Raw genomic sequence first — 18,580 nt, forward strand, 5'->3', positions numbered from 1 at the left:
CACTATTGCGTCGTGACGCAGTCCCGCGACCGTCCCTGCCGCTGACGGAGTCGGTTGTTCGTGGAGGCAGTGCAGATACGGTAGCCGCGTGTGGCGGAATTGTGAATTCTGCTGTGCTGATATTACTGGTCGTTAAACAAGGGTGCGAGTGAAGGGGAATCATGTGCCGACGTGCTGTATGCCAGTCATGCCGGAAGGCGACCTACGAGGGCTGCGGCAGGCACGTGGAGCAAGTCCTCGCCGGCGTGCCGACACATCAGCGGTGCACGTGTGAGCCGGCGGGGCGTGAGCGTGTGAGCGCAGGGGAGCCGAGGATTCGAACGGGACCGGATCCGGTCCAGCCAGGCGCAGCGGTGCGACGCACACGCCTTCCTCGACGCCTGGACAGTTCACCTGGCCGAGTGAAGGAGCGCTGGTGGGCCAGGCTCATCGCGTGGATGAAAAGCCCAGCATGAGGCAAGTGGAGGCAGGGTGCTGCGCTCGCCGGACCAGCGACCCGGGCCGGCTGCCAAGCGGCCGCATTATCCCGGTGAGCGCGCCTTCGCTGCGGCGGGCGATCTCGCCCATGACGTGACCTGATGCGTCCTGGTCTCCCTGCCTCACCCTCGGGTGCTGCCCGCCCGTCGAGATCGGCGGCGGGCGCAGGTCGAGCCTGCAAGCCGCAGGGGCTGCTCGTGGAAGCCCCTGCCGCTGCCGCTCAGGCCGAACGATGCTGTCCGCGAACCGCCCCCAGACAGCGCACCCTGACGGCATCTCAGCAGCCTCTTTTCGGCGGCCGTTTCCAAGGGAGCGTCACGGGCAAGTCCACGGACGCGCTTTCGGAAGGCTGAGTGCGGCCTGTATGCGCTTTTCCGTAGATAACGCTTCATGTATCAGCCATCTCCCTATTTCAGCATCACGAACGATCCCGCCCGGCAGGCGCCCACTCCTACATGTGTGCCTTTCGTAAAGGATTCGCAGAGGCATCAGGTGTGCGCCTCCGTAAAAGTGCGGGCCTGGCAACCATCCCCGTCAGCCCGTGACACTCCTGTCGGAGCGGGCGCTGATCGAAGTGACCCCCGGGCGGGGTCAAGGCGCTCGGCCTCCGGGGGAGTCATGCGGGCGCCCCAGGGGCAGGCCCGGTTTCCCCCCGTAACCGGGCCTGCCCCTGCTCCGCACCACTGCGCACCGCGCGGCAGCCAGCCGCTCTGAATGCGCGGGCAGTGACATCGCCGGACTTATCGGCGCTGTATGGATGGACCCAGGACCCAGGGGTCCCGTGGCGCTCACTTGCCCCCCTTCTTTTTGAGTGAGCAGCCGCGTACACGGGGCAGGCAGACGCCCCCCTCGTCTGCCTGCCCCATAGCGGTGCCAGGGGCAGCCCGGTCCAGCGGGAAGGCGCGATCGGCCCGCCACCTGCGGCCGGGCGACTACGACCCTTGCGGGGCGGGTCTGGGGGAGTACGAACGTTGTGATGATCGGGGTGGGTGTGCAGGGACTGCTGGCGGACCGCTATCAGCTGGACGAAAGACTGGGACGCGGTGCGATGGGGGAGGTGTGGCGGGCCACCGACCAACTCCTCGGACGTCTCGTGGCGGTCAAACTCCTGCATGCCGAGCAGGCTGCGGATGCCGAGCGCTTCCGCCTGGAGGCCCAGACCGCAGGCCGGCTCAACCACCACAACGTCGTGGGCATGTACGACTTCGGCTCCCACCATGACCAGCTCTACCTGGTCATGGAACTCATCGACGGCTGGAGCCTCGCCCAGGAGCGATCCATGCGCGGTGTCCTGAACCCCCAACACGCGACTGCCATCGCCGCCCAGGTGGCCGCCGGTCTGGCCGCAGCGCACCAGCGCGGCGTGATCCACCGCGACGTCAAGCCTGCCAACGTGATGCTGACCGGCGACGGCACGGCGAAGATCGCCGACTTCGGAATCGCGCGCTTCGCCGACGAAGCGGCCAGTGCTCTGACCGCCACCGGAAAGATCCTCGGCACCGCCGACTACCTCGCACCCGAACGCGCCCTCGGGCGCCCCGCCCAGCCCGCGTCCGACGTCTACTCCCTGGGCTGCGTGCTGTACGAACTACTCACGGGCAGGCCCCCATTCCGCGGTGCCACCGCGCTGGCCGTGGTGCAGCAACACGTCGACGCCAGCCCAGCGCCGCCCAGCCGGCTGCGCCCCGGTATACCGCAGCACCTCTGCGACTACGTGCTGCTCCTGCTCGCCAAGGACCCGGCCCACCGGCCCACAGTCGAACAGGCGGCCGACTGGCTAGCCCGGTACCACCAGACACCGCCCCGAACCGAGCCGGACAGCACCACGATCATGCCCGCACCGGTCACGACGCCTGCTCCCGGCCCGCAGCCCCATCAGCCCTGGAGTACGGTGCACTCCCATTCGCGCGGCCCCCGCAAACTGCTCACCCGAGCCACTGTCGGCGGCATCGGCCTGACCCTTTTCGCTGCCGCAGCGGCGCTGGGAGCGTCGATGAATTCCGGCGAGGACACCCCCTCGTCACCCTCCTCTCCCGCCCAGGCACCGGTCACCTCCGCACCCGTAGCCCGGACATCGTCCCCGCCTCCGCCCTCTGCCGCTGCGAGCCGCACGGCGCCGCCCGCGCGGGAACGCGGCGACGACCAGGCCCACGAGGACCAAGGCAAGCACGGGCCGGGGAAGGGCAGGAGAGGACACTCCCACGACTGAGCTGCTGTCGTATGCGGCACTACCGTCCCAGCGGTGCCTGACCCTTCGGACGGGGGCCGTCTGAGCAGCCGGCTACCGAGCCAGTTGCTCGTCGAGCAGTGAAAAAACCGTGTGTCGTGGTCAGCCGAAGCTCTGTCCCCGGCTTGGAGCGCAGGAGAAGCAGCCGGGGTCCACTGCGCGGCGCATACATCCGCTCGGACCGGGCACGCACGGGGTGGGGCGTGGGTGAGCAACGCGGCGGCACGGCGGGATGACCGTGCCGCCGCGTTGCTCCGTTCCCGTACGACTGTGTCAGCCTGGCCAGGGTTTGCGGCGGAGAGACGGGACCAGGCTCATCTGCGGTGCCGCTTCTGCGCGTCGTGAGGTCATTGGCACGAGGATGGCAGAGGGCGTCGAGCTGCTGAATGAGGCGGTTGACGGACGACGGCGAGGACCCAGGACGCGCTGGCTGCGGTGCCATCCCGCGTCCCTGCGACCTGAGGGCCTGCCGGAACCCCTTGAGCCGCAGGTCACCACGACAGTGGCAGACGGGTGATCGCTGCGCTGCCGTTCGCGGAACTGGCTGCGTGACGGGTCCGCCATCAGCAGCGTTGCCTTTTGGTCGCGGGGGACGGCTGGGAGGACTCTGGAAGCGTGCCGAGGAAGACCGTCCCCGAATGCAGTCAGTGCGGCAGCCCGCTCCCCGAGGGCAGCCGCGGCTCACGTCGGTACTGCTCAGCGGCTTGCCGTACGAAGGCGTGGCGGTGGCGGAGCGGCGCGGAGGTCGTTGCCGCGCAACGAGGGGGCCGCCCCTACCGTCGGACGAAGGTCCGGTGCCCGGTCTGCAACGGCTGGTGGTTCGTCGGTGAGGCCACGGGCGGGGGCCGCAGGCGGGTGGACGCCGTGTACTGCTCGCCAAGGTGCCGGACCCGTGCCTATCGCCAGAGGCGTACGCCGTCAGAAGACGTCACCGCGCGCAGTGTGCGCAGCCTTCGGAAGGCGAGCGCTGACCCGGAGACAGCGGCCTCTTACCCTGACTCGGCGGCTGCGTTTCCGAACGCCTCCGCGGTGCCGCCTTCGGCCTGCTCGGAGGAGGGAGATTCAGCGAAGCTGTAGGGCGGCAGCGGGCCGTTGACCCGCAGCTCGAGGTGCGGGTGCTCCTGGCGGAATGCATCGACCGCGGTCAGGAACTGCTCCGCTGAACGGCGCTCCACCAGGCAGGAAAGGTTGGCCAGCCAGCCGGTGCTCTGCGCTCCGGCGCTGACCGCCCGGACAATCGGTACCAGCGCCTGGTGAAGCAGCTCTGCGTCACTCGCCTCGCGCTTCTGGACGGCAGCGGCGACCATTTCCCCGAGCCGGACCTTGTCTTCCTGCGTGCCGCCGCCGGCCTCGCGGTTCGCCTGGGCCAGAGACCGTACATCGTCGTGGCTCGACATGATCAGATGGAGCACGGCATCTTCGTCGTGGTGCGCCTTGATGTTGTACTCCGCCGTGCCGTCCAGTGCCTGCAGCCGCTCGAGGAATTGCCCCGCACGCTCGGCGAGCACCCGGGTCACCGTGTCGTCATCCGGAGAGGCGCTGCCGAACCGCATGGGCAGGACCACGCCGTCTGCTCCGGCTTCGTCCAGGACGTGCTGGTGGGCGAGAAGGTCACGGCGTTTGGGCCGCAGCTCCTCGGGGGCGTCACTGACGATCGCGGCCAGCTCGCCCTCGCGTAGCACGCGGACCGGCCGCGGAGGGTCGCCGATGCCGTCCAGGTCCTGGCCGAGGGGAGAGTGCGAAGCGCGGATGATCCCGTAGACGTAGGTGCTCATCTGCTACTCGCCTCCCTTGCGCACGGCCCGCTCGCCCTGACGCTCCTGGCCTTCGGCGCGTGCCTGCTTGAAGGCCTCGGAAATGGTCTCCGCGGCGCCGGACAGGGCTCCCTTGGTCTTGCCGCGGGCGCCGGACTCCGTCATTTTTCCCGTGAGTTCCGTGAGCCCGGCCGGCTTGCGGGGACCGGCTTCGAGGTCGAGGCGGTTGCACGCCTCGGCGAAGCGGAGGTAGGTGTCGACGCTGGCGACCACAACCCGTATGTCGATCTTGAGTATCTCGATACCGACGAGGGAGACCCGCACGAACGCGTCGATCACCAGCCCGCGGTCGAGAATGAGCTCCAAGACGTCATACAGGCCGCTGGAACCGCCTCCGCCGCCCTGTTGTGTCGCCACGGTCATCGCAACCACCCCTTGTTGTCTGTTCTGCATGGTCCCGTCGGCGGAGACCGCCAGCAGCAGCGTCGACCTCGCTGTCCCTCGCTGCGAGCACGCTTCCGGGTGTGGGTAGCCGCGACACCTGAGACCAAACACCCGTAGGAGAGCGTCCGAGATCATCTCAGTTGCCGGGCATTCGCGGTGACCGGTGAGCCAGGAGTGCGAGTCACGGGAACGGCCCCTCCTCGCCGCGTCGTCGAAGCCGCTGGTGGAAGTCCTCGGCCGGCCGCCGCGTCGCCGGACGAGACCGCTCGCTCCGCCATTGCACGCGGCGACCACGTTGACGGCCGCAGCGGTCGTTGCCGCGATCCTTATCGCAACTGCCAAGCGACGTCCTCGGATTGGAAAGGGCTCAGTGGCACCCTGGCCGTCTTCGGCTTCCTGGGCCTCTCGCTCTCACGTGATGTGGCGGAGCCAGTCCTCCACCCGCTCGCCCACCTCGCCGACCGTGGTGACGTCGCCATGCCCCGGGCACACCACCGTCTCGGGGGGCAGGGTGACGAGGCGCTCGCGGATCGAGTGGATCATCGCCTGGAAGTCGGAGTCCTCCGGCCCGATGGCTCCAGGTCCGCGCGAGAGCAGCATGTCCCCGGTGAAGACGCTGCGCAGCGCCGGATCGTACAGACTTACGGATCCCGGCGTGTGTCCCGGAGTGTGACGCACCGTCAGAACAGTTCCGGCGACATCGATCACCCGGCCGTCGACGAGTTCCTCATCGGGGACACGGCTGGGAAAGCTGCGGCGCCACAGCTCCAGGTCGTCCGGGTGCAGCATGATCGGAGCCCCGGTGCGGTCGGACAGAGCTACCGCTGCGTCGACGTGTCCGCTGTGTGCGTGGGTGCACGCGATCGCCACCAGGCGGCGGTCGCCGAGCGCCGTGGCGATGACGTCCGGCTCGTGTGCGGCGTCGACCACTATCGCCTGCTCGTCGTCACCGACGATCCACACGTTGTTCTCCATCGGCGTGGTGTCGGCGTCCGGCCCGGCCACGACGCCGGTCGTCACCACGCACTCGACCCGGGCGGTCACGACATCACCGCCGGGAGTACTCGGCCGCGGGCAGTCACCCGCGTTCTGGGGTCCTTTGTTTGCCGTTCCATGGAACAGCCCCTTTCCGGATGAGGCCCTCTACTCCCAGTGGACCCCGCCGGGCATGCGGCAGCAACCGGCAGGTCATCCCTCACTGGGGCGTATACGCTGACCTGCAGGAACTCATGGCCACTCCGCGACACGGCGGGATCGATGCCGGCCCTGCCCAGTGGCCGAGGCGACAGGTATGGGTCTGACTGGATCCGTTGGTGATCACGCCGACGGACGGCCTGCCGACGACTGGGGCAGGGTCGCATGGAGTACGACGCATTCCCGGCGAAGGCAGCCGAGCCGGCGGGCGTCTCCCTCGACGTTGCGGAGACCCTCACACGCGCCACCTTTGAGGTGCTCGCCGACCGGATCAGCGGCGGAGAGGCCCAGGACCTCGCGGAGCCGCTGCCGGAGCCGCTGAAGAGCTGGCTGCGCACGGACGAGGAGATCGCGAAGGGCTACGGGGCCGACTCGTTCGTCCGGCGTGTGGCCCGAACTCGCGGAGGCCGGGATCCGCGCGGTCCTGGCCACCCTGAGGGAAGCGGCCGGCGACCAGGAGTTCCGCAACGCGACCGCCCAACTGCCCAGGGAGTACGACGTCCTGCTCTCCAAACCCGCGGGGCCGGCCGGCGCCAGGTAGCGACCGCTTCGCGAGCCGCGTCGTCGCCGCGATCGGTTGTCAGCGACTGTCGACAGCAAGGCTTTTCTATCATCGGCCTGAGCTGGTCAGATGCAGAGTGAGGACGGCCTGGACAAGGCAGTGGTCGGGGTGGACGAGCACCGGAACTTGCGGAGGAGTCGCCAGGACTTCAGGGTGACCATGACCTCCTCGACGAGTGCACGGATCTTCGCATGGGACCGGTCCACCTGCTGACCAAACTCTAACCGCGCAGCGGCCGTCGGCAAGGCCGACGGACCGCGCGCCGGGCTGGCGGCGCTCGCGACGCTGAACGACTCACCGCCCCCGCCACACCACCGTGGCGGCGTACCTGCACGAGCGCGACGGCGACCTGGCGACGGCGGCACGGCTGTACGCCGAGGCGACCCAAAAGGCACCCGACCTCGCCGAGCGCGACCACCTGACGCTCCAGGCCGCCCGGCTCAACGCCCGCCGGTGTCGATGACAGGTCGCGCTCGGTTGTCCCGCCACACGGGTCACCTTCACCGGGCACTTGAGCGGGCCGTCTGTTGAGGCATCATGCCACCCAGGCTGATCGACGAAGAGCCACTGAAGGGTGAACCATGCGGGCCCGTCACCGGTCGACCGGGGTCCGGCCGGCCGTCCCCCTCGTACCGTCTGTCAGACGACGCGGATGTTCTCCGCCTGGGGGCCCTTCTGGCCCTGAGTGACGTCAAACTCGACGTGCTGGCCCTCCTGCAGTTCCCGATAGCCCTGACCAGTGATGTTGGAGTAATGGGCGAAGACGTCCGGGCCACCGCCCTCCTGCGCGATGAAGCCGAAACCCTTCTCCGCGTTGAACCACTTCACCGTGCCCTTAGCCATGCCTGTTCTCCTTCGAGGGGGTTTGGGCCCGCAAGGTACCGCGGGTCCTGAAGTGATCGCCTTGGTCCGGAGAGGGTGCACAGCAAGACGCCCGCGGGCACAGTGACCGCGGGCGAACGACTTCGGAACCACGACTGCTCTGCGAACAACGCTAGGCCCTTCGAGGAGGCCTCGCCAGGCGGCAACGCCGCCCCGGACGATGGAGGCATCGAGGACCCAAGGCATGCCGGTCACGACGATTTTCCGTCAACACCCCGACGGCCTGGGCCGAGGGCAGGGCAATGTTCACGACGTTGGTGTCCAGGACCACCGTCAACTGGGCCAGTCCCAGGATGGCCAGGATGCGGCCCCGATGTCGCGCGGCCGTGCTGTTGGGTTCGAGGGCCGCAGTGGTTGCGGTACTCATGGCGGACTCTAAGTGAAAATGGAAGAAGCCGGCAGGGGCGGGCGAGCCCGTCGTCGCGCAGCTCGCCCCGCGGACTCAGGAGCGGCGGGCGATCCAGGTGGTGCAAGTGGTACGCACGCTCAGGTCATCACGGTGCGAGACGCTGTGCGGCTGCGCCTTGTCCAGCAGGGCGTCCAGGTCGTCGGCGTCCAGGACGTCGGTGGCGTGGAAGCGCAGCTCGGCCAGAAAACCGTGGGCGTAGGCGTTCAGAGACGGTCCCGCCTGAGGGGCATCGAGGCGGTCGCGATGGGACGCCGCTCTACGAGGGCGAAGCCGGCGCCCCTGAGGTGGTCGGTCCCGTCCTGCCGCTCGATCAACGCGTCCGCCCCTGTGCACGTGCCCTGGGGTTCCGCCTCCATCACCTGCAGCACCTCCCTCGGGGCGACGCCCCGCACCAGGGTCACGGTGTACCCGGTCTCCAGCGCGTAGCTGAACAACGGAGAGGAACGCCGTTCACCCACAGAGCGGCCTCGCGGCGTCGCCCGCCGGCTCCTCCGAGAGGCGGAGCAGGAAGAGGACGGGATGGGGATGACCTCGTACGGGGTAGGCGAGCGGGACGACGCGGGGCGGTCCGGCGTGCTGCTTGAGGGAGGGTCGACGTATGCAATTCGACGACGATGCTGCTCTGGACACGTCCGAGGTCGAGGACGGTCGGGGAGGTGCGCTGGGCGGGATCCCGGGCGGCGGGAAGACCATCGGCGGGGGACTGGTCGGGCTCGTGGTGCTGGTCGCGTCCGTGCTCTTGGGTGTCGACCCCGGCGTGTTCGGCTCGGGCAGTAGCGACACGTCCTCGTCCGGCAAGTCAGCCGCGGACCTCGCGGCGGACTGCCGGACCGGTGCCGACGCCAACCGCAAGGAGGAGTGCCGGATCGTCGCCGTGGTCGACAGCGTGCAGGCATTCTGGAAGCAGACGGAGACAGCCGCCGGCAAGCCCTACCAGCAGGCCCCGACGTTCCTGTTCACCGGCAGTGTGAACACCGGTTGCGGGAACGCGACTTCCGACGTCGGCCCCTTCTACTGCTCAGCCGATGACAAGGTCTATCTCGACCTCGGCTTCTTCAACGACCTGAGCAGCAAGTTCGGCGCCAAGGGCGGCCCATTCGCCGAGGCCTACGTCATCGCGCACGAATACGGCCACCACTTCCAGGACCTCAGCGGAACGATCTCCCGCGGCAGCGGAAAGGGCCAGAACAGCGGCTCGGTGAAACTCGAGTTGCAGGCGGACTGCTACGCCGGAGTGTGGGCCCACCACGCCACCACCACCCCCGACCCCAAGAGCGGTAAGCCACTGATCACCGACTTGACGAAGGACGACATCAACCGCGGGCTGGACGCGGCCGCCGCCGTCGGAGACGACCGTATCCAGCAGCGCTACCAGGGCAAGATCACACCCGACACCTGGACCCACGGCTCCGCGAGCCAGCGCCGGCAATGGTTCTCCACCGGCTACCGCTCCGGCCGCGTCGCCAGCTGCAACACGTTCAGCTGACCACACTGACAACCACGGTACGAACGCCCGGCCTGGCTGAGGTCGTCGTTTCCCTGCCAGGCGGCGACTCGCGTCGGCAACGTGGTCGGAGGCGGCGGGAAGCAATGCTGAAACCACAGCATGTCCGCGCGGGGGAGGCACCCATGGATCCGGCAAGCCTGAGTCTGCTCGCGGTGACGCTGCTCGCGACGAAGTTCGGGGAGGGGCTCGCCGTCCAGGCCGGGCAGAACGCCTGGGCGAAGGTTCAGGGCGTCACTCAGGCGGTGCGGGAGCGGCTGAGCCGGTCCGAACCGCAGCGCGAGGCCCTGGCACAGCTCGATGCGAGTCCTGAGGACCAGGACAGGCGGGCCGCCGTGGTCGCGCATCTGCGGCACGAGCTGGAGAGCGACGAGGAATTCGCGGCCACGATCGAAGACCTGGTGGCGTCTGCCGACCGCGACCCCGGAGCGCGGACCCTGATCGCCACCGCGAGGGACAACGCCAAGCAGGCTGTCATCGGGAGAGACAACCTTGGCCCGATCACGTTTTCGTAGGCGACTCTCCGGGTCCTGGACCTTCGCCGATGCCTCCGGAAACGCCCAACAGGTCGTCATCCAGGGTGACAACTACGCGTCGGTCTACTTCGAGTCCGCCCCCAGGGGCCACCCGCCGCTCCATCAACTCCCGCCTGCAGCCCAGGACTTCAGTGGCCGTGCCGCTGATGTCGACGAAGTCGAGAGCGCGGCCGGTGTGGGTGTCGTGCCCTCCGTCATCGACATCTACGGGGCGCCGGGTGTGGGGAAGTCCGCCCTGGCCGTGCATGTCGCCCACCGGCTCGTCCCCTGGTTCGGTGAGGTCCAGCTGTATGCGGACCTGGGCGAGCAGAACGGCGAAGTGCCCACCGCGGCTCAGATCCAGCAGAGGTTCGTCGCGGACCTGGACCCGACCACCGCCGCCGTTCCGGTCGGCGCTGCAGAACTTCCGCAGCGCTACCGCTCGCTGCTCGCCCGGAAGAAGTGCCTCATCCTGCTGGACAATGCCCAGAGCGCGGAGCAGGTGGCCGATCTGGTACCCGGCTCCGGCAGTTGCGCCGTGCTCATCACCTCCCGGGTGCCCCTGGCGACGCTGGACGGGGTGTCTCTGCACCACTTGGACCTGATGAGCCAGGAAGAGGCGCTGACCTTGCTGTCGCAGGTCTCCAGGCGTAACTGGTCCGGCACCGAGGACGAGGAACTGGCCCGGACCCTGGCCGACCAGTGCGGTCGGCTTCCTCTGGCCCTGCGGATCGCGGGCGCCATCCTCAAGAAGAGGCGCTACTCCGGTCGCTGGAGAACGACCGGAGGTCCTGACCGCTCCTATACGCGGCTCGGCCGCAGCACGATCGCCTGGCCGCCCGCGGTGGTCCGGCGTTCTCCCCGGCACCGGCATCCCCGAGCACGCCTGGTTCGACGGCCGGACCCTCCACATGTGACCGGGCCCCCGCACGGCAACGTCGACTGCCCCAAACTAGGCCGTGTCTCTCAACTTCGTAACCAGGTGATCACCGCCGCTAACACGGCTGCAGATCGACAGACGATCGCAAGTGTCATAGCGGGTGGCCAGACCCCGCCACTGCTTGAGCGGATTGAAGGACCGTTCCCCGACGTTCCTGCGCTTGTAGGTCTCGGCGTCCAGAGTGCGGGGGCGTCCGCGGTCGCAGCCCTTTCTCTACCGAACGCCTCGCGGGGCAGATCTCTCCTCGGGATCCCGGTGCGGGACCGGATGGATGATCCCGTCGATGATGCGGCGGTGGTCGGCGAACGGGCGCCCTTCCTTCCCGGCGTTGTGGGGAAGGCAGGGCGCCAGGCGTGCCCACTGCTCGTCGGTCAGCGGGCGCATGCGCCCGCTCGTGGTCACCGAGACTGGTAGGCGGTGGCCAGCACAGAGACGGTGACCCGGTCAGGTAGCAGGCCGTCGTCGTTCAGGTCTGCCCAGCTCACGTGGCGTGCGCTTGGCGTCATCCCCACCAAGTCCAGGGCCTCCAACCCAGCCAGGGCTATGGGGTACTCCACCTGTTCGGTGTCGACGGCCTCGAAGTAGGGGTCCATCGCCCGGTGCAGGCGCTGTTCCTTGGCCGGGTCGATGGTGACCATTGCAGGCACCCGGTCGCGTAGCTCGGCCAGGTGCAGCCCGGTGGGACGGACCACGATCAGCCGGCCAGCTGGACGGAGTACTCGATGGAACTCTGCTGGATTGCGCGGGGCGAACACGTCCAACACCACGTCGGCCACCGCGTCAGCCAGCGGGAAGGGACGGAAGACATCCCAGGTCGCCGCGGAGGCTCGGTCGTGGGATCGGGCTGCCGAGCGCAGCGCGCGCACCGACGTGTCCAGGCCCAGACCTCGGGCGCCGGGCAGCTGGTCGAGAACGCCGGCCAGGTAGTAGCCCGTGCCGCACCCGACGTCGACGATCGTGCCGCGATCCGGCGCGCAGTCGGCCGCCAGGCGGGCCACGGCCTGGCGGATGGGCGCGTACCTGCCGGTGGCCAGGAAGCGGTCCCGAGCCTGGACCATGGCCGCGTCGTCGCCGCTGGTGGCGCGGGTGCCGGTCAGGAGGCTGACGTAGCCGGGACGGGCGATGTCGAAGGTATGGCCCGCCGCACAGCGCAGTGCACCGCGGGCGGGGTGCAGACGGGGCGTGCGGCACGTCGGGCAGCTCAGCAGGTCGAGGAACAGTTCGAGGGCAGGGGGAAGCAACACGGGCACGAGGCACTCCTGGCAAGGCTGAAGGGAAGACGCCGTGCCTGCACGTACACACGGAAGGTCACTGCCTCAGGAAGGAACGGGCAGTGCCAGAAGGGTGGTTCGCGTAGCAGGCACACCAAGGGGGGCGATGCCGTCTGACATCGCCCTCAACGCCTTCCGATCACAGGAAGCAGCAGTGCGGGGTGCTCATGAATGCCACGCCATGAGTTTACGAGCTTCGACGAAGCCCTTCATGCCTGCCGAAGTTGGGAGACACGGCCTAGTGCCGGCAGCCGCTGGACCTCGCCGCGGTCGGTCCGCACGGCGGGGTGGATCATTTCCGCGAGGAAGCGCAGCAGGACCTCATCGGCGCCGTCGGCGAGCTCGAAGCAGTCGTCGCCGAAGACCCAGTCGTCTTCCCAGTCCTCAGGATTGTTGTAGCGGTGCTGGACGATGTCGTCCTCGGCCGTCGTGAACCGCCGGTCATGACTTTTCAGACAGTCCAGGTCGTACAGCCTGCGGAGGAAGGTGATCTCGTCCAGGCTGCCCGACCAGCTAGCCCCCGTGCTGCGCAGGGCGTCGAACCGGCGCCGCCGGGTGACGTCGGTGATGGCCGCCGGCGGCCCTGCGGATATGTCGCTGCCCCTGAAACGGCCGACGACGGTGTCGACGGAAACGGACCGGAGAGCAGGGAGGTACCCGTCACGCTCTCGGTGCGGGCACGGGAGAAGAACTCAAGATCGAAGGAGACATCGTTGAGAGCCCCCAGGACGGTGCGCTGCAGCTCGGGACCCAGCTCACGCAGCCGTTCGTAGTAGGTGTCCTGCAGCCTGAGCGAGAAGAAGGATCCGTCCAGAGTTTCAAAGTCGTCAGGCAGCGGCGTCCTGGCCGGCGCGGTCATGCCGAACCGGCCGATCTTGACCCCGCCGATCTCCCTGATCTCGCCACCCGGATCGACACAGAGCAGCTGGAAAGTCGTCTTGAAGCTGTAGTCACCCCAGTTGTCCCGAACCAGGAAGGCCTGCCCCGGCACGGGGGAGACAGGCCGCCCGCGGACGGGCAGGACAGTGAACTGCACGGTTCCTCCGGAGGACCCTCGGCCTGCGGCCGGGCACGTCAGAACAGACAACGCAACCGCCCTGTGCGAGTGGTGCTGCTCCCGGCGAGAGCAGCGCCGGGCCTTCGCGGCTGCCGGATCGCGGCCGGCCAGACCCGGGTCAACGCGACGATCGTGTCGATCTGCGGCCGGGCGGCTGGCGGCTACTGGTCGGGGTGGACGGCTTGGACACCGGTGCCCGCGTACGCCTTCGGGGTCAGGGTGAGCAGGAACCGTCCGCTGGGGTGGGCGGGGGAGGGGCGGGCGGCGTGGATGGCGTGGACGGCGGCCCAAGAGTGCCCGAAGCGCAGCAGCTCGGTGGCGGTGACCGCGGCGTCGGTGTCGAAGGGTTCGATCCGGATGAACCGCAGCCCCTTGATGTAGCCGAGCAGGCCCGGCCGGTCGGCGTCGCCAGCCGTCAGCGACAGCACCGGCGCGTACAGGTCCCCGAGTCCGCCGGAAGCCTGGACGTAGAACGCGGCGACCGCCTCATTGAATGGATCTTTCGGGTCGTGCAGCGCCGCGGCGGTCGTGTGGTCCAGGACGACCGCGATCGCCGCCACTACGCGGCCGCCCGCGGACCGTGCGAGGAGGCGCCCAGGCGCTCCAGCAGATCCCGGGCCTTCGCCTCGGCCTCCGGGCTCGGCGCGCTGCCGAGAGCGGAGGCGAGCTCGGCGCGGGCCAGCTCGGCCCGCTCGGCGTACTCGGCCTGCGTCGGCGTGCTCTGCGCGAGGTCCTCGACCAGGCTGCGGATGGTGGTGCCGTGCTCGGCTGCCAGCTGGGCGAGCCGGTCCCGCGCGGCCGTGCTCACCTTGATGCTCGTCTCGTCTGTTGTCATATCCCTCACTCTAGCGCGCCCCTCTACTGCAGGTAGAGGAAACGCGCGGCGGCATGCTCCGGGGGGCGCTTGTGTTCACGGCTCGATCGCTGACGGGGCCCGGCAGGTCCGCGGTGGCGGCCCTGGTGGCCGGGACTTTCCTGATGGGATGCACGGCGTCGGCGGGTCCGACGGCCCGGCAGGCGTAGGGCGGCAAGGCAGGCGCGGCGGTCGACCTGCTGGCGGGGCACGACTGGAGGCATTTCGCCGATGCCCAGGTCACCTCGGGCGGCGTTCACATCACGCCGCTCGGCCGCAGAATCGTCCGGCAGGACGGCTCGGGAGGACAGCCCAACCCGCCCGTCAACCTTCGGGGCCCGAGACTGCCGGTCACGGGTGACTTCGAGGTGCCGTCGGAGCTGGCCGGGACCGGGGAAGCCCCGGCCTACGTCCAGTTGTACGGGGAGGTTCCCATGGTCTATGACGAGTGGCGGCAGGAGCGGCCCAGTGTGCGGCTGGGCGTGGTCGGGGGCGCGCTTGAGCTCGCGCTCTGGGACGGCACGACGGCGAACCCGGCGGTCACCAGGCGCTTCGGCGCAGTGGTGCCCGCCGATGTCACGGTGCCGAGCGGCGGACCGGCACGGCGCTGCGGTTCCGGGTGGGGGACCGGACGGTCGGCAGCATGCCCGATCCGGGTGTGTCCGGTCCAGGCGGAGCCGAATGGATCAGCGGCGCAGCACAAGGCCATGCCAAGCGCCGCACTACTGATCCGCGAGAGGGACTCACCAGGTGTCAATACCGGGGCGGCGCCTGCTGTTGGTCCATTGGTCCCGCGGCGGTGCGGGCCTGGCGAGGAGGGCGGCGGCGATGACTGCTCGGGTCTCGGCCGGGTCGATCACGTCGTCGATCTCCAGCTGGCGTGCGGTGTTGACCGCGCTGCCCTGCTCGTAGCCGACGGCGACGAGTCCTTCGAACTGGCGTTGCCGTTCTGCCGGGTCGCTGATGCCCGCGAGGAAGTCTCGTGCGCCGAGCCGTACGGCGCCCTCGATGCCCATGCCGCCGAACTCACCGGTCGGCCAGCTGACGGTTATGGCGGTGTTGTGGAAGCTGCCGGCAGCCATGGCCATGGCGCCCAGCCCGTACGCCTTGCGGAGGACGACCGTGACGATGGGAACGGTCAGGTTGCCGCCGAGGACGAAAAGGCGCGAGAAGTGCCGTACGGCTGCCTGTTTCTCGGACTCCGGTCCGACCATGAATCCCGGGGTGTCGCACAAGGACACGACGGGCAGTGAGTAAGCGTCGCAGAGCTGGAGGAACCGGGCGATCTTGTCCGCCGCCGGGGTGTCGATGGCGCCGCCGCCCTCCGACGGCTGGTTGGCGATGACGCCGACCGGCTTGCCGTCGAGACGAGCGAGTGCGGTGACGGCTGCCGTGCCGAATCCCGCGCGCAGTTCCAGGACCGAGCGGCTGTCGAACAATACGGCGAGGACCTTCCGCGCGTCGTAGACGCGCTTGCGGTTCTCGGGAACGACGTGGCGCAGGGCCCGTTGATCGGGTATCTCGAACGTCGGCAGGTCTCCCTGGAAGTAACTCAGGTACCGGCGGGCTACCGTCGCTGCCTCGGCTTCGTCCGTGACGGCCAGGTCCACCACGCCGTTGCGGCTCTGTACCGTGATCGGGCCGACTTCTTCGGGTGTGAAGGTGCCGAGGCCGCCGCCCTCGATCATCGCAGGGCCGCCCATGCCGATCGTGGAGTCTTCCGTGGCGATGACGACGTCGCAGGTGCCCAGCAGGGCGGCGTTGCCGGCGAAACACCTGCCGGCCGCGATGCCGACGGTGGGGACCGCGCCGCTCAGCCGGCCCATGGCGACGAACGTCGTCAAATGAAGCCCTGCCACGACCGGCATGTCGCTGTCATTGGGCCTACCGCCTCCGCCCTCCGTGAAGAAGATCACCGGATGCCGTCGCTGATGAGCGATCTGCAGCAGGCGGTCGGTCTTGCGGTGGTTGTAGTAGCCCTGAGTGCCGGCCATCACGGTGTAGTCGTAGGCCAGCACGGCGCAGGTCGAGCGGTCCTCGGCGAAGACATCGCCGTTGACGCGCCCAAGGCCGGTGACGATGCCGTCCGCCGGGGACTTGGCCTCCAGGTCGGCCAGTTCACGTCGGTTGCGCTGAGCGGCGACCGCAAGACCGCCGTACTCGACGAGAAGGCCGTCGTCGGTGACGGCGGCGATGTTCTCCCGGGCGGTGCGTTGCCCACGCCGGCGCCGTGTGGCGACGGCGTCCGGTCGGGCCTCGTCGAGTCGGCCGTGCCGTCGCTCCAGCAGGGCTTCCAGATCGGGCCGGAGGTGGTTGAGATCGACAGCTGTGCCGTTGTCGTCCGCCTCCTCGGTTGCGTCCACGGTCAGTTCAAGGCCGACGAGGATTTGGCCCTCGGTCACCGTTTCGCCGGCCGAGACCGCGACTGCGGTGACCACGCCCGCTGCGGGCGCCTGGACCGGATACTGCATCTTCATGGCCTCGACGGTGAACAGCGCGTCGCCGCGCGCCACCGGTTGTCCCGCGGTCACCTCGACCGCGATGACCACACCGCCCAGGGGCGCGCGGACGGCGTGGTCGCCGGGCAGGTCGCTTTCGTCCCCGCCGAAGGCGGTATCGACCGGCGGTGGAGGGGACGACGGTGCGAGCTCGGCGGCGTGTTGCAGCAGCGCCGCGGCGTTTCGCTCGACCCAGGCGGTGTCGCAGACGCCGGCGGCGAAGTCCGGGTGCGCGAGGACGGCTCGCTGGAGCGCCAGGTTGGTCGGGACACCTTCGATGCGGCTCTCGGCAAGAGCATGGGAGGCGAGCCGGACGGCTGCCCCGGCATCGGGGGCGTGGGTGATCACCTTTGCCAGCAGGGAGTCGTAGCGAGGGTTGAGGGTGAGACCGCGGTAGCCTGCCGCCTCGACACGCACACCGGCGCCCGTCGCCGTTTCGAACTCGGTGAGTGTGCCCGTGGAGGGGACGACCTCGCCGCCGGGGCGCATCTCCTCGGCATTGATCCGGACCTGGACGGCGTGGCCCCGTGGGGCCGGCACGTCGGGCTGCTCCAGCCGCAGGTCGAACAAGGACGCGCCGCCGGCAAGCTGCAGTTGGAGGGCGACCAGGTCGACACCGAGCACCGCCTCGGTGACGGTGTGCTCGACCTGCAGTCGGGGATTGGTCTCGATGAAGTAGAAGGTGCCGTCCGGCTGCGCGAGGAACTCGACGGTGGCCACGCCGACGACGCCGGCCTCTGCACCGAGGCGCACGGCCGCCTCCAGCATCCGCGAGCGTGCCTCGCCGGCCAGGACCCTGCTCGGGGCCGCCTCGATCAGCTTCTGGTGGCGCCGCTGGATACTGCAGTCCCGGTCCCACAGATGAGCGACCCGCCCGTGGTGGTCGCCGACGAGTTGCACCTCGACGTGATGGGCGCGGGGAAGGAAACGCTCGATGTACAAGTCACCGTTTCCGAAAGCCTGACGGGCCTCGACGGCGCACTCCGTGAACGCCCGCTCAACCTCGGCCCGGCTGCGCGCCACGCGCACTCCGCGGCCACCGCCGCCGGATACGGCCTTGATGACGACGGCCGCCTCGGAGCCCAGCTCGTCGGCCTCGCGGTCCCAGAAGGACAGCATCTCAAAGACCTCGGTCGGGCGGTGGGTGCCCGGCAGCACCGGTACGCCGGTGTCCGCGGCCACACCGCGCGCGCGGGCCTTGTCCCCGAAGAGTTCCAGGGTCTCGGCAGCCGGGCCGACCATCAGGACACCGGCGTCCTGGCAGGCCCGGGCGAGCTCCGGGCTCTCGGACAGGAACCCGTATCCCGGGTGGAGCGCATCCGCCCCTGAAACGACGGCAGCCTCCACTACCGAGTCGATGTCCAGGTAGGCGGCGGGACCGGTGCCCGCCAGCACTTGGAGCTCGTCACAACGCCGAACGTGCAGGGATGCCTCGTCGTCGGCCGAGCGCACGCCCACGGTCGCGATCCCCAGGGCCCGACCCGCTCTGAAGACACGGCAGGCGACCTCTCCGCGGTTGGCGACCAGGAGCTTTCGAACAGGGGAGGCGAAGGTCATGCCCTCCCACTTCCGTCGGCGACCTGCACGGCGAGGACGATCTTGCTGACTCTGTCCCCGGCGGGCGGCGGAAACGCGTCCCGGTCGGCGATCCTCGTCGCGGTCATGTCAGCTCCAGGACGAGCTTGCCGACGTTCTCACCGCGGAAGAGCATCTGCAGCGTCTCGGGGAAGTCGTCCACGGTGCCCCTGACCACATGTTCCTTGACCTTGATGCGGCCGTCTCGGATCCAGGCGGAGATCTCCTGGGCGGCCTTGGCGTACTGCTTGGCGTAGTCGAAGACGACGAAGCCCTCCATGCGGGCCCGGCGCACGAGCAGCGTCAGGTAGTTGGAGGGGCCTTTGACCGGGGTGGCGTTGTTGTACTGGCTGATCGCGCCGCAGACCACCACGCGGGCGTGCATCGCCAGCCGGGTCAGGGCGGCGTCGAGGATGTC

At 69.2% G+C, this 18,580-nt stretch carries 16 protein-coding genes and 6 pseudogenes; 7 read left to right on the forward strand and 15 right to left on the reverse strand.

Annotated elements, in window-relative coordinates; all coding sequences use genetic code 11:
- The first annotated feature begins 1,453 nt into the window (after positions 1-1,453).
- Positions 1,454-2,686, forward strand: a complete 1,233-nt coding sequence (locus AB0A61_RS37785) for a protein kinase (protein WP_361303150.1) — start codon at positions 1,454-1,456, stop codon at positions 2,684-2,686.
- 1,007 nt (positions 2,687-3,693) lie between these two features.
- Here AB0A61_RS37785 and AB0A61_RS37790 read toward each other — a convergent pair.
- The 3 genes from AB0A61_RS37790 to AB0A61_RS37800 all read right to left on the reverse strand — a co-directional run bounded on the left by AB0A61_RS37790 (position 3,694) and on the right by AB0A61_RS37800 (position 5,946).
- Positions 3,694-4,479, reverse strand: coding sequence for a GvpL/GvpF family gas vesicle protein (locus AB0A61_RS37790; protein WP_361303153.1), 786 nt, complete (start codon positions 4,477-4,479; stop codon positions 3,694-3,696).
- Between the two features lie 3 nt (positions 4,480-4,482).
- Positions 4,483-4,881 carry a gas vesicle structural protein GvpA gene (locus tag AB0A61_RS37795; protein ID WP_361303189.1) on the reverse strand — a complete coding sequence of 133 codons (399 nt, stop codon included), beginning with the start codon at positions 4,879-4,881 and terminating at the stop codon, positions 4,483-4,485.
- Between the two features lie 432 nt (positions 4,882-5,313).
- The gene (locus AB0A61_RS37800) at positions 5,314-5,946 is read right to left on the reverse strand and encodes an MBL fold metallo-hydrolase (protein WP_361303155.1); all 633 of its coding nucleotides are present in this window, start codon (positions 5,944-5,946) and stop codon (positions 5,314-5,316) included.
- Between the two features lie 315 nt (positions 5,947-6,261).
- Here AB0A61_RS37800 and AB0A61_RS37805 point away from each other — a divergent pair.
- Together AB0A61_RS37805 and AB0A61_RS37810 are read left to right on the forward strand one after the other, a co-directional pair.
- Positions 6,262-6,447, forward strand: a pseudogene (locus AB0A61_RS37805) (DUF2267 domain-containing protein); the annotation flags it as partial.
- A gap of 34 nt (positions 6,448-6,481) precedes the next feature.
- Complete coding sequence (locus tag AB0A61_RS37810) at positions 6,482-6,637, forward strand: hypothetical protein (RefSeq protein WP_361303193.1); 156 nt, start codon at positions 6,482-6,484, stop codon at positions 6,635-6,637.
- Between the two features lie 69 nt (positions 6,638-6,706).
- Here the strand turns inward: AB0A61_RS37810 and AB0A61_RS37815 are convergent.
- Positions 6,707-6,873 (reverse strand): annotated as a pseudogene (locus AB0A61_RS37815) (IS5/IS1182 family transposase); the annotation flags it as partial.
- Positions 6,874-6,880: 7 nt separating this feature from the next.
- Between AB0A61_RS37815 and AB0A61_RS37820 the strand changes: the two are divergent.
- A pseudogene (locus tag AB0A61_RS37820) lies at positions 6,881-7,121 on the forward strand (RNA polymerase subunit sigma-24); the annotation flags it as partial.
- Between the two features lie 176 nt (positions 7,122-7,297).
- Here the strand turns inward: AB0A61_RS37820 and AB0A61_RS37825 are convergent.
- Positions 7,298-7,501 (reverse strand): cold-shock protein, encoded by a 204-nt coding sequence (locus AB0A61_RS37825; RefSeq protein WP_143653936.1) that lies wholly within the window; start codon positions 7,499-7,501, stop codon positions 7,298-7,300.
- A gap of 651 nt (positions 7,502-8,152) precedes the next feature.
- The gene (locus tag AB0A61_RS37830) at positions 8,153-8,383 is read right to left on the reverse strand and encodes a DUF6461 domain-containing protein (protein WP_361303159.1); all 231 of its coding nucleotides are present in this window, start codon (positions 8,381-8,383) and stop codon (positions 8,153-8,155) included.
- 164 nt (positions 8,384-8,547) lie between these two features.
- Here AB0A61_RS37830 and AB0A61_RS37835 point away from each other — a divergent pair, with 164 nt between their 5' ends.
- The 3 genes and pseudogenes from AB0A61_RS37835 to AB0A61_RS37845 all read left to right on the forward strand — a co-directional run.
- The gene (locus AB0A61_RS37835; RefSeq protein ID WP_361303162.1) at positions 8,548-9,435 is read left to right on the forward strand and encodes a neutral zinc metallopeptidase; all 888 of its coding nucleotides are present in this window, start codon (positions 8,548-8,550) and stop codon (positions 9,433-9,435) included.
- A 143-nt stretch (positions 9,436-9,578) separates the two neighbouring features.
- Positions 9,579-9,968, forward strand: coding sequence for a hypothetical protein (locus AB0A61_RS37840; RefSeq protein WP_361303165.1), 390 nt, complete (start codon positions 9,579-9,581; stop codon positions 9,966-9,968).
- A gap of 205 nt (positions 9,969-10,173) precedes the next feature.
- Positions 10,174-10,737: pseudogene (locus AB0A61_RS37845) on the forward strand (NB-ARC domain-containing protein); the annotation flags it as partial.
- 197 nt (positions 10,738-10,934) lie between these two features.
- On the opposite strand, the pseudogene AB0A61_RS37850 reads toward AB0A61_RS37845, so the two are convergent.
- The 9 genes and pseudogenes from AB0A61_RS37850 to AB0A61_RS37890 form a co-directional block, all read right to left on the reverse strand.
- A pseudogene (locus AB0A61_RS37850) lies at positions 10,935-11,094 on the reverse strand (IS5/IS1182 family transposase); the annotation flags it as partial.
- A gap of 27 nt (positions 11,095-11,121) precedes the next feature.
- Entirely contained in the window at positions 11,122-11,292 is a 171-nt protein-coding gene (locus tag AB0A61_RS37855; RefSeq protein ID WP_361303168.1) for a transposase, read from the reverse strand.
- Positions 11,293-11,306: 14 nt separating this feature from the next.
- Entirely contained in the window at positions 11,307-12,158 is an 852-nt protein-coding gene (locus AB0A61_RS37860) for a putative RNA methyltransferase (protein ID WP_361303171.1), read from the reverse strand.
- A gap of 230 nt (positions 12,159-12,388) precedes the next feature.
- Positions 12,389-12,748, reverse strand: a complete 360-nt coding sequence (locus AB0A61_RS37865; RefSeq protein WP_361303190.1) for a hypothetical protein — start codon at positions 12,746-12,748, stop codon at positions 12,389-12,391.
- Complete coding sequence (locus AB0A61_RS37870; RefSeq protein WP_361303174.1) at positions 12,631-13,170, reverse strand: hypothetical protein; 540 nt, start codon at positions 13,168-13,170, stop codon at positions 12,631-12,633. The genes AB0A61_RS37865 and AB0A61_RS37870 overlap by 118 nt, the downstream gene beginning before the upstream one ends.
- A gap of 227 nt (positions 13,171-13,397) precedes the next feature.
- Positions 13,398-13,796 (reverse strand): hypothetical protein, encoded by a 399-nt coding sequence (locus tag AB0A61_RS37875; RefSeq protein WP_361303177.1) that lies wholly within the window; start codon positions 13,794-13,796, stop codon positions 13,398-13,400.
- The gene (locus tag AB0A61_RS37880; protein WP_361303180.1) at positions 13,796-14,071 is read right to left on the reverse strand and encodes a hypothetical protein; all 276 of its coding nucleotides are present in this window, start codon (positions 14,069-14,071) and stop codon (positions 13,796-13,798) included. Before AB0A61_RS37880 ends, AB0A61_RS37875 begins: the two co-directional genes overlap by 1 nt.
- Positions 14,072-14,832: 761 nt before the next feature.
- Positions 14,833-18,144: a carboxyl transferase domain-containing protein gene (locus AB0A61_RS37885; RefSeq protein ID WP_361303183.1), complete on the reverse strand. Its 3,312-nt coding sequence runs from the start codon at positions 18,142-18,144 to the stop codon at positions 14,833-14,835.
- A 103-nt stretch (positions 18,145-18,247) separates the two neighbouring features.
- Positions 18,248-18,580 (reverse strand): annotated as a pseudogene (locus AB0A61_RS37890) (NADP-dependent oxidoreductase); the annotation flags it as partial.

The organism is Streptomyces sp. NPDC046197 (genome assembly GCF_040646295.1).
In the GTDB taxonomy this organism is placed as follows: Bacteria; Actinomycetota; Actinomycetes; order Streptomycetales; family Streptomycetaceae; genus Streptomyces.

Bases quoted from the DNA above. Each gene is read 5' to 3' on its own strand.
- AB0A61_RS37785 (WP_361303150.1), top strand. From the start codon at position 1,454: ATGATCGGGGTGGGTGTGCAGGGACTGCTGGCGGACCGCTATCAGCTG.
- AB0A61_RS37790 (WP_361303153.1), bottom strand. From the start codon at position 4,479: ATGAGCACCTACGTCTACGGGATCATCCGCGCTTCGCACTCTCCCCTC.
- AB0A61_RS37795 (WP_361303189.1), bottom strand. From the start codon at position 4,881: ATGACCGTGGCGACACAACAGGGCGGCGGAGGCGGTTCCAGCGGCCTG.
- AB0A61_RS37825 (WP_143653936.1), bottom strand. From the start codon at position 7,501: ATGGCTAAGGGCACGGTGAAGTGGTTCAACGCGGAGAAGGGTTTCGGC.
- AB0A61_RS37835 (WP_361303162.1), top strand. From the start codon at position 8,548: ATGCAATTCGACGACGATGCTGCTCTGGACACGTCCGAGGTCGAGGAC.
- AB0A61_RS37840 (WP_361303165.1), top strand. From the start codon at position 9,579: ATGGATCCGGCAAGCCTGAGTCTGCTCGCGGTGACGCTGCTCGCGACG.
- AB0A61_RS37855 (WP_361303168.1), bottom strand. From the start codon at position 11,292: ATGCGCCCGCTGACCGACGAGCAGTGGGCACGCCTGGCGCCCTGCCTT.
- AB0A61_RS37880 (WP_361303180.1), bottom strand. From the start codon at position 14,071: ATGACAACAGACGAGACGAGCATCAAGGTGAGCACGGCCGCGCGGGAC.
- AB0A61_RS37885 (WP_361303183.1), bottom strand. From the start codon at position 18,144: ATGACCTTCGCCTCCCCTGTTCGAAAGCTCCTGGTCGCCAACCGCGGA.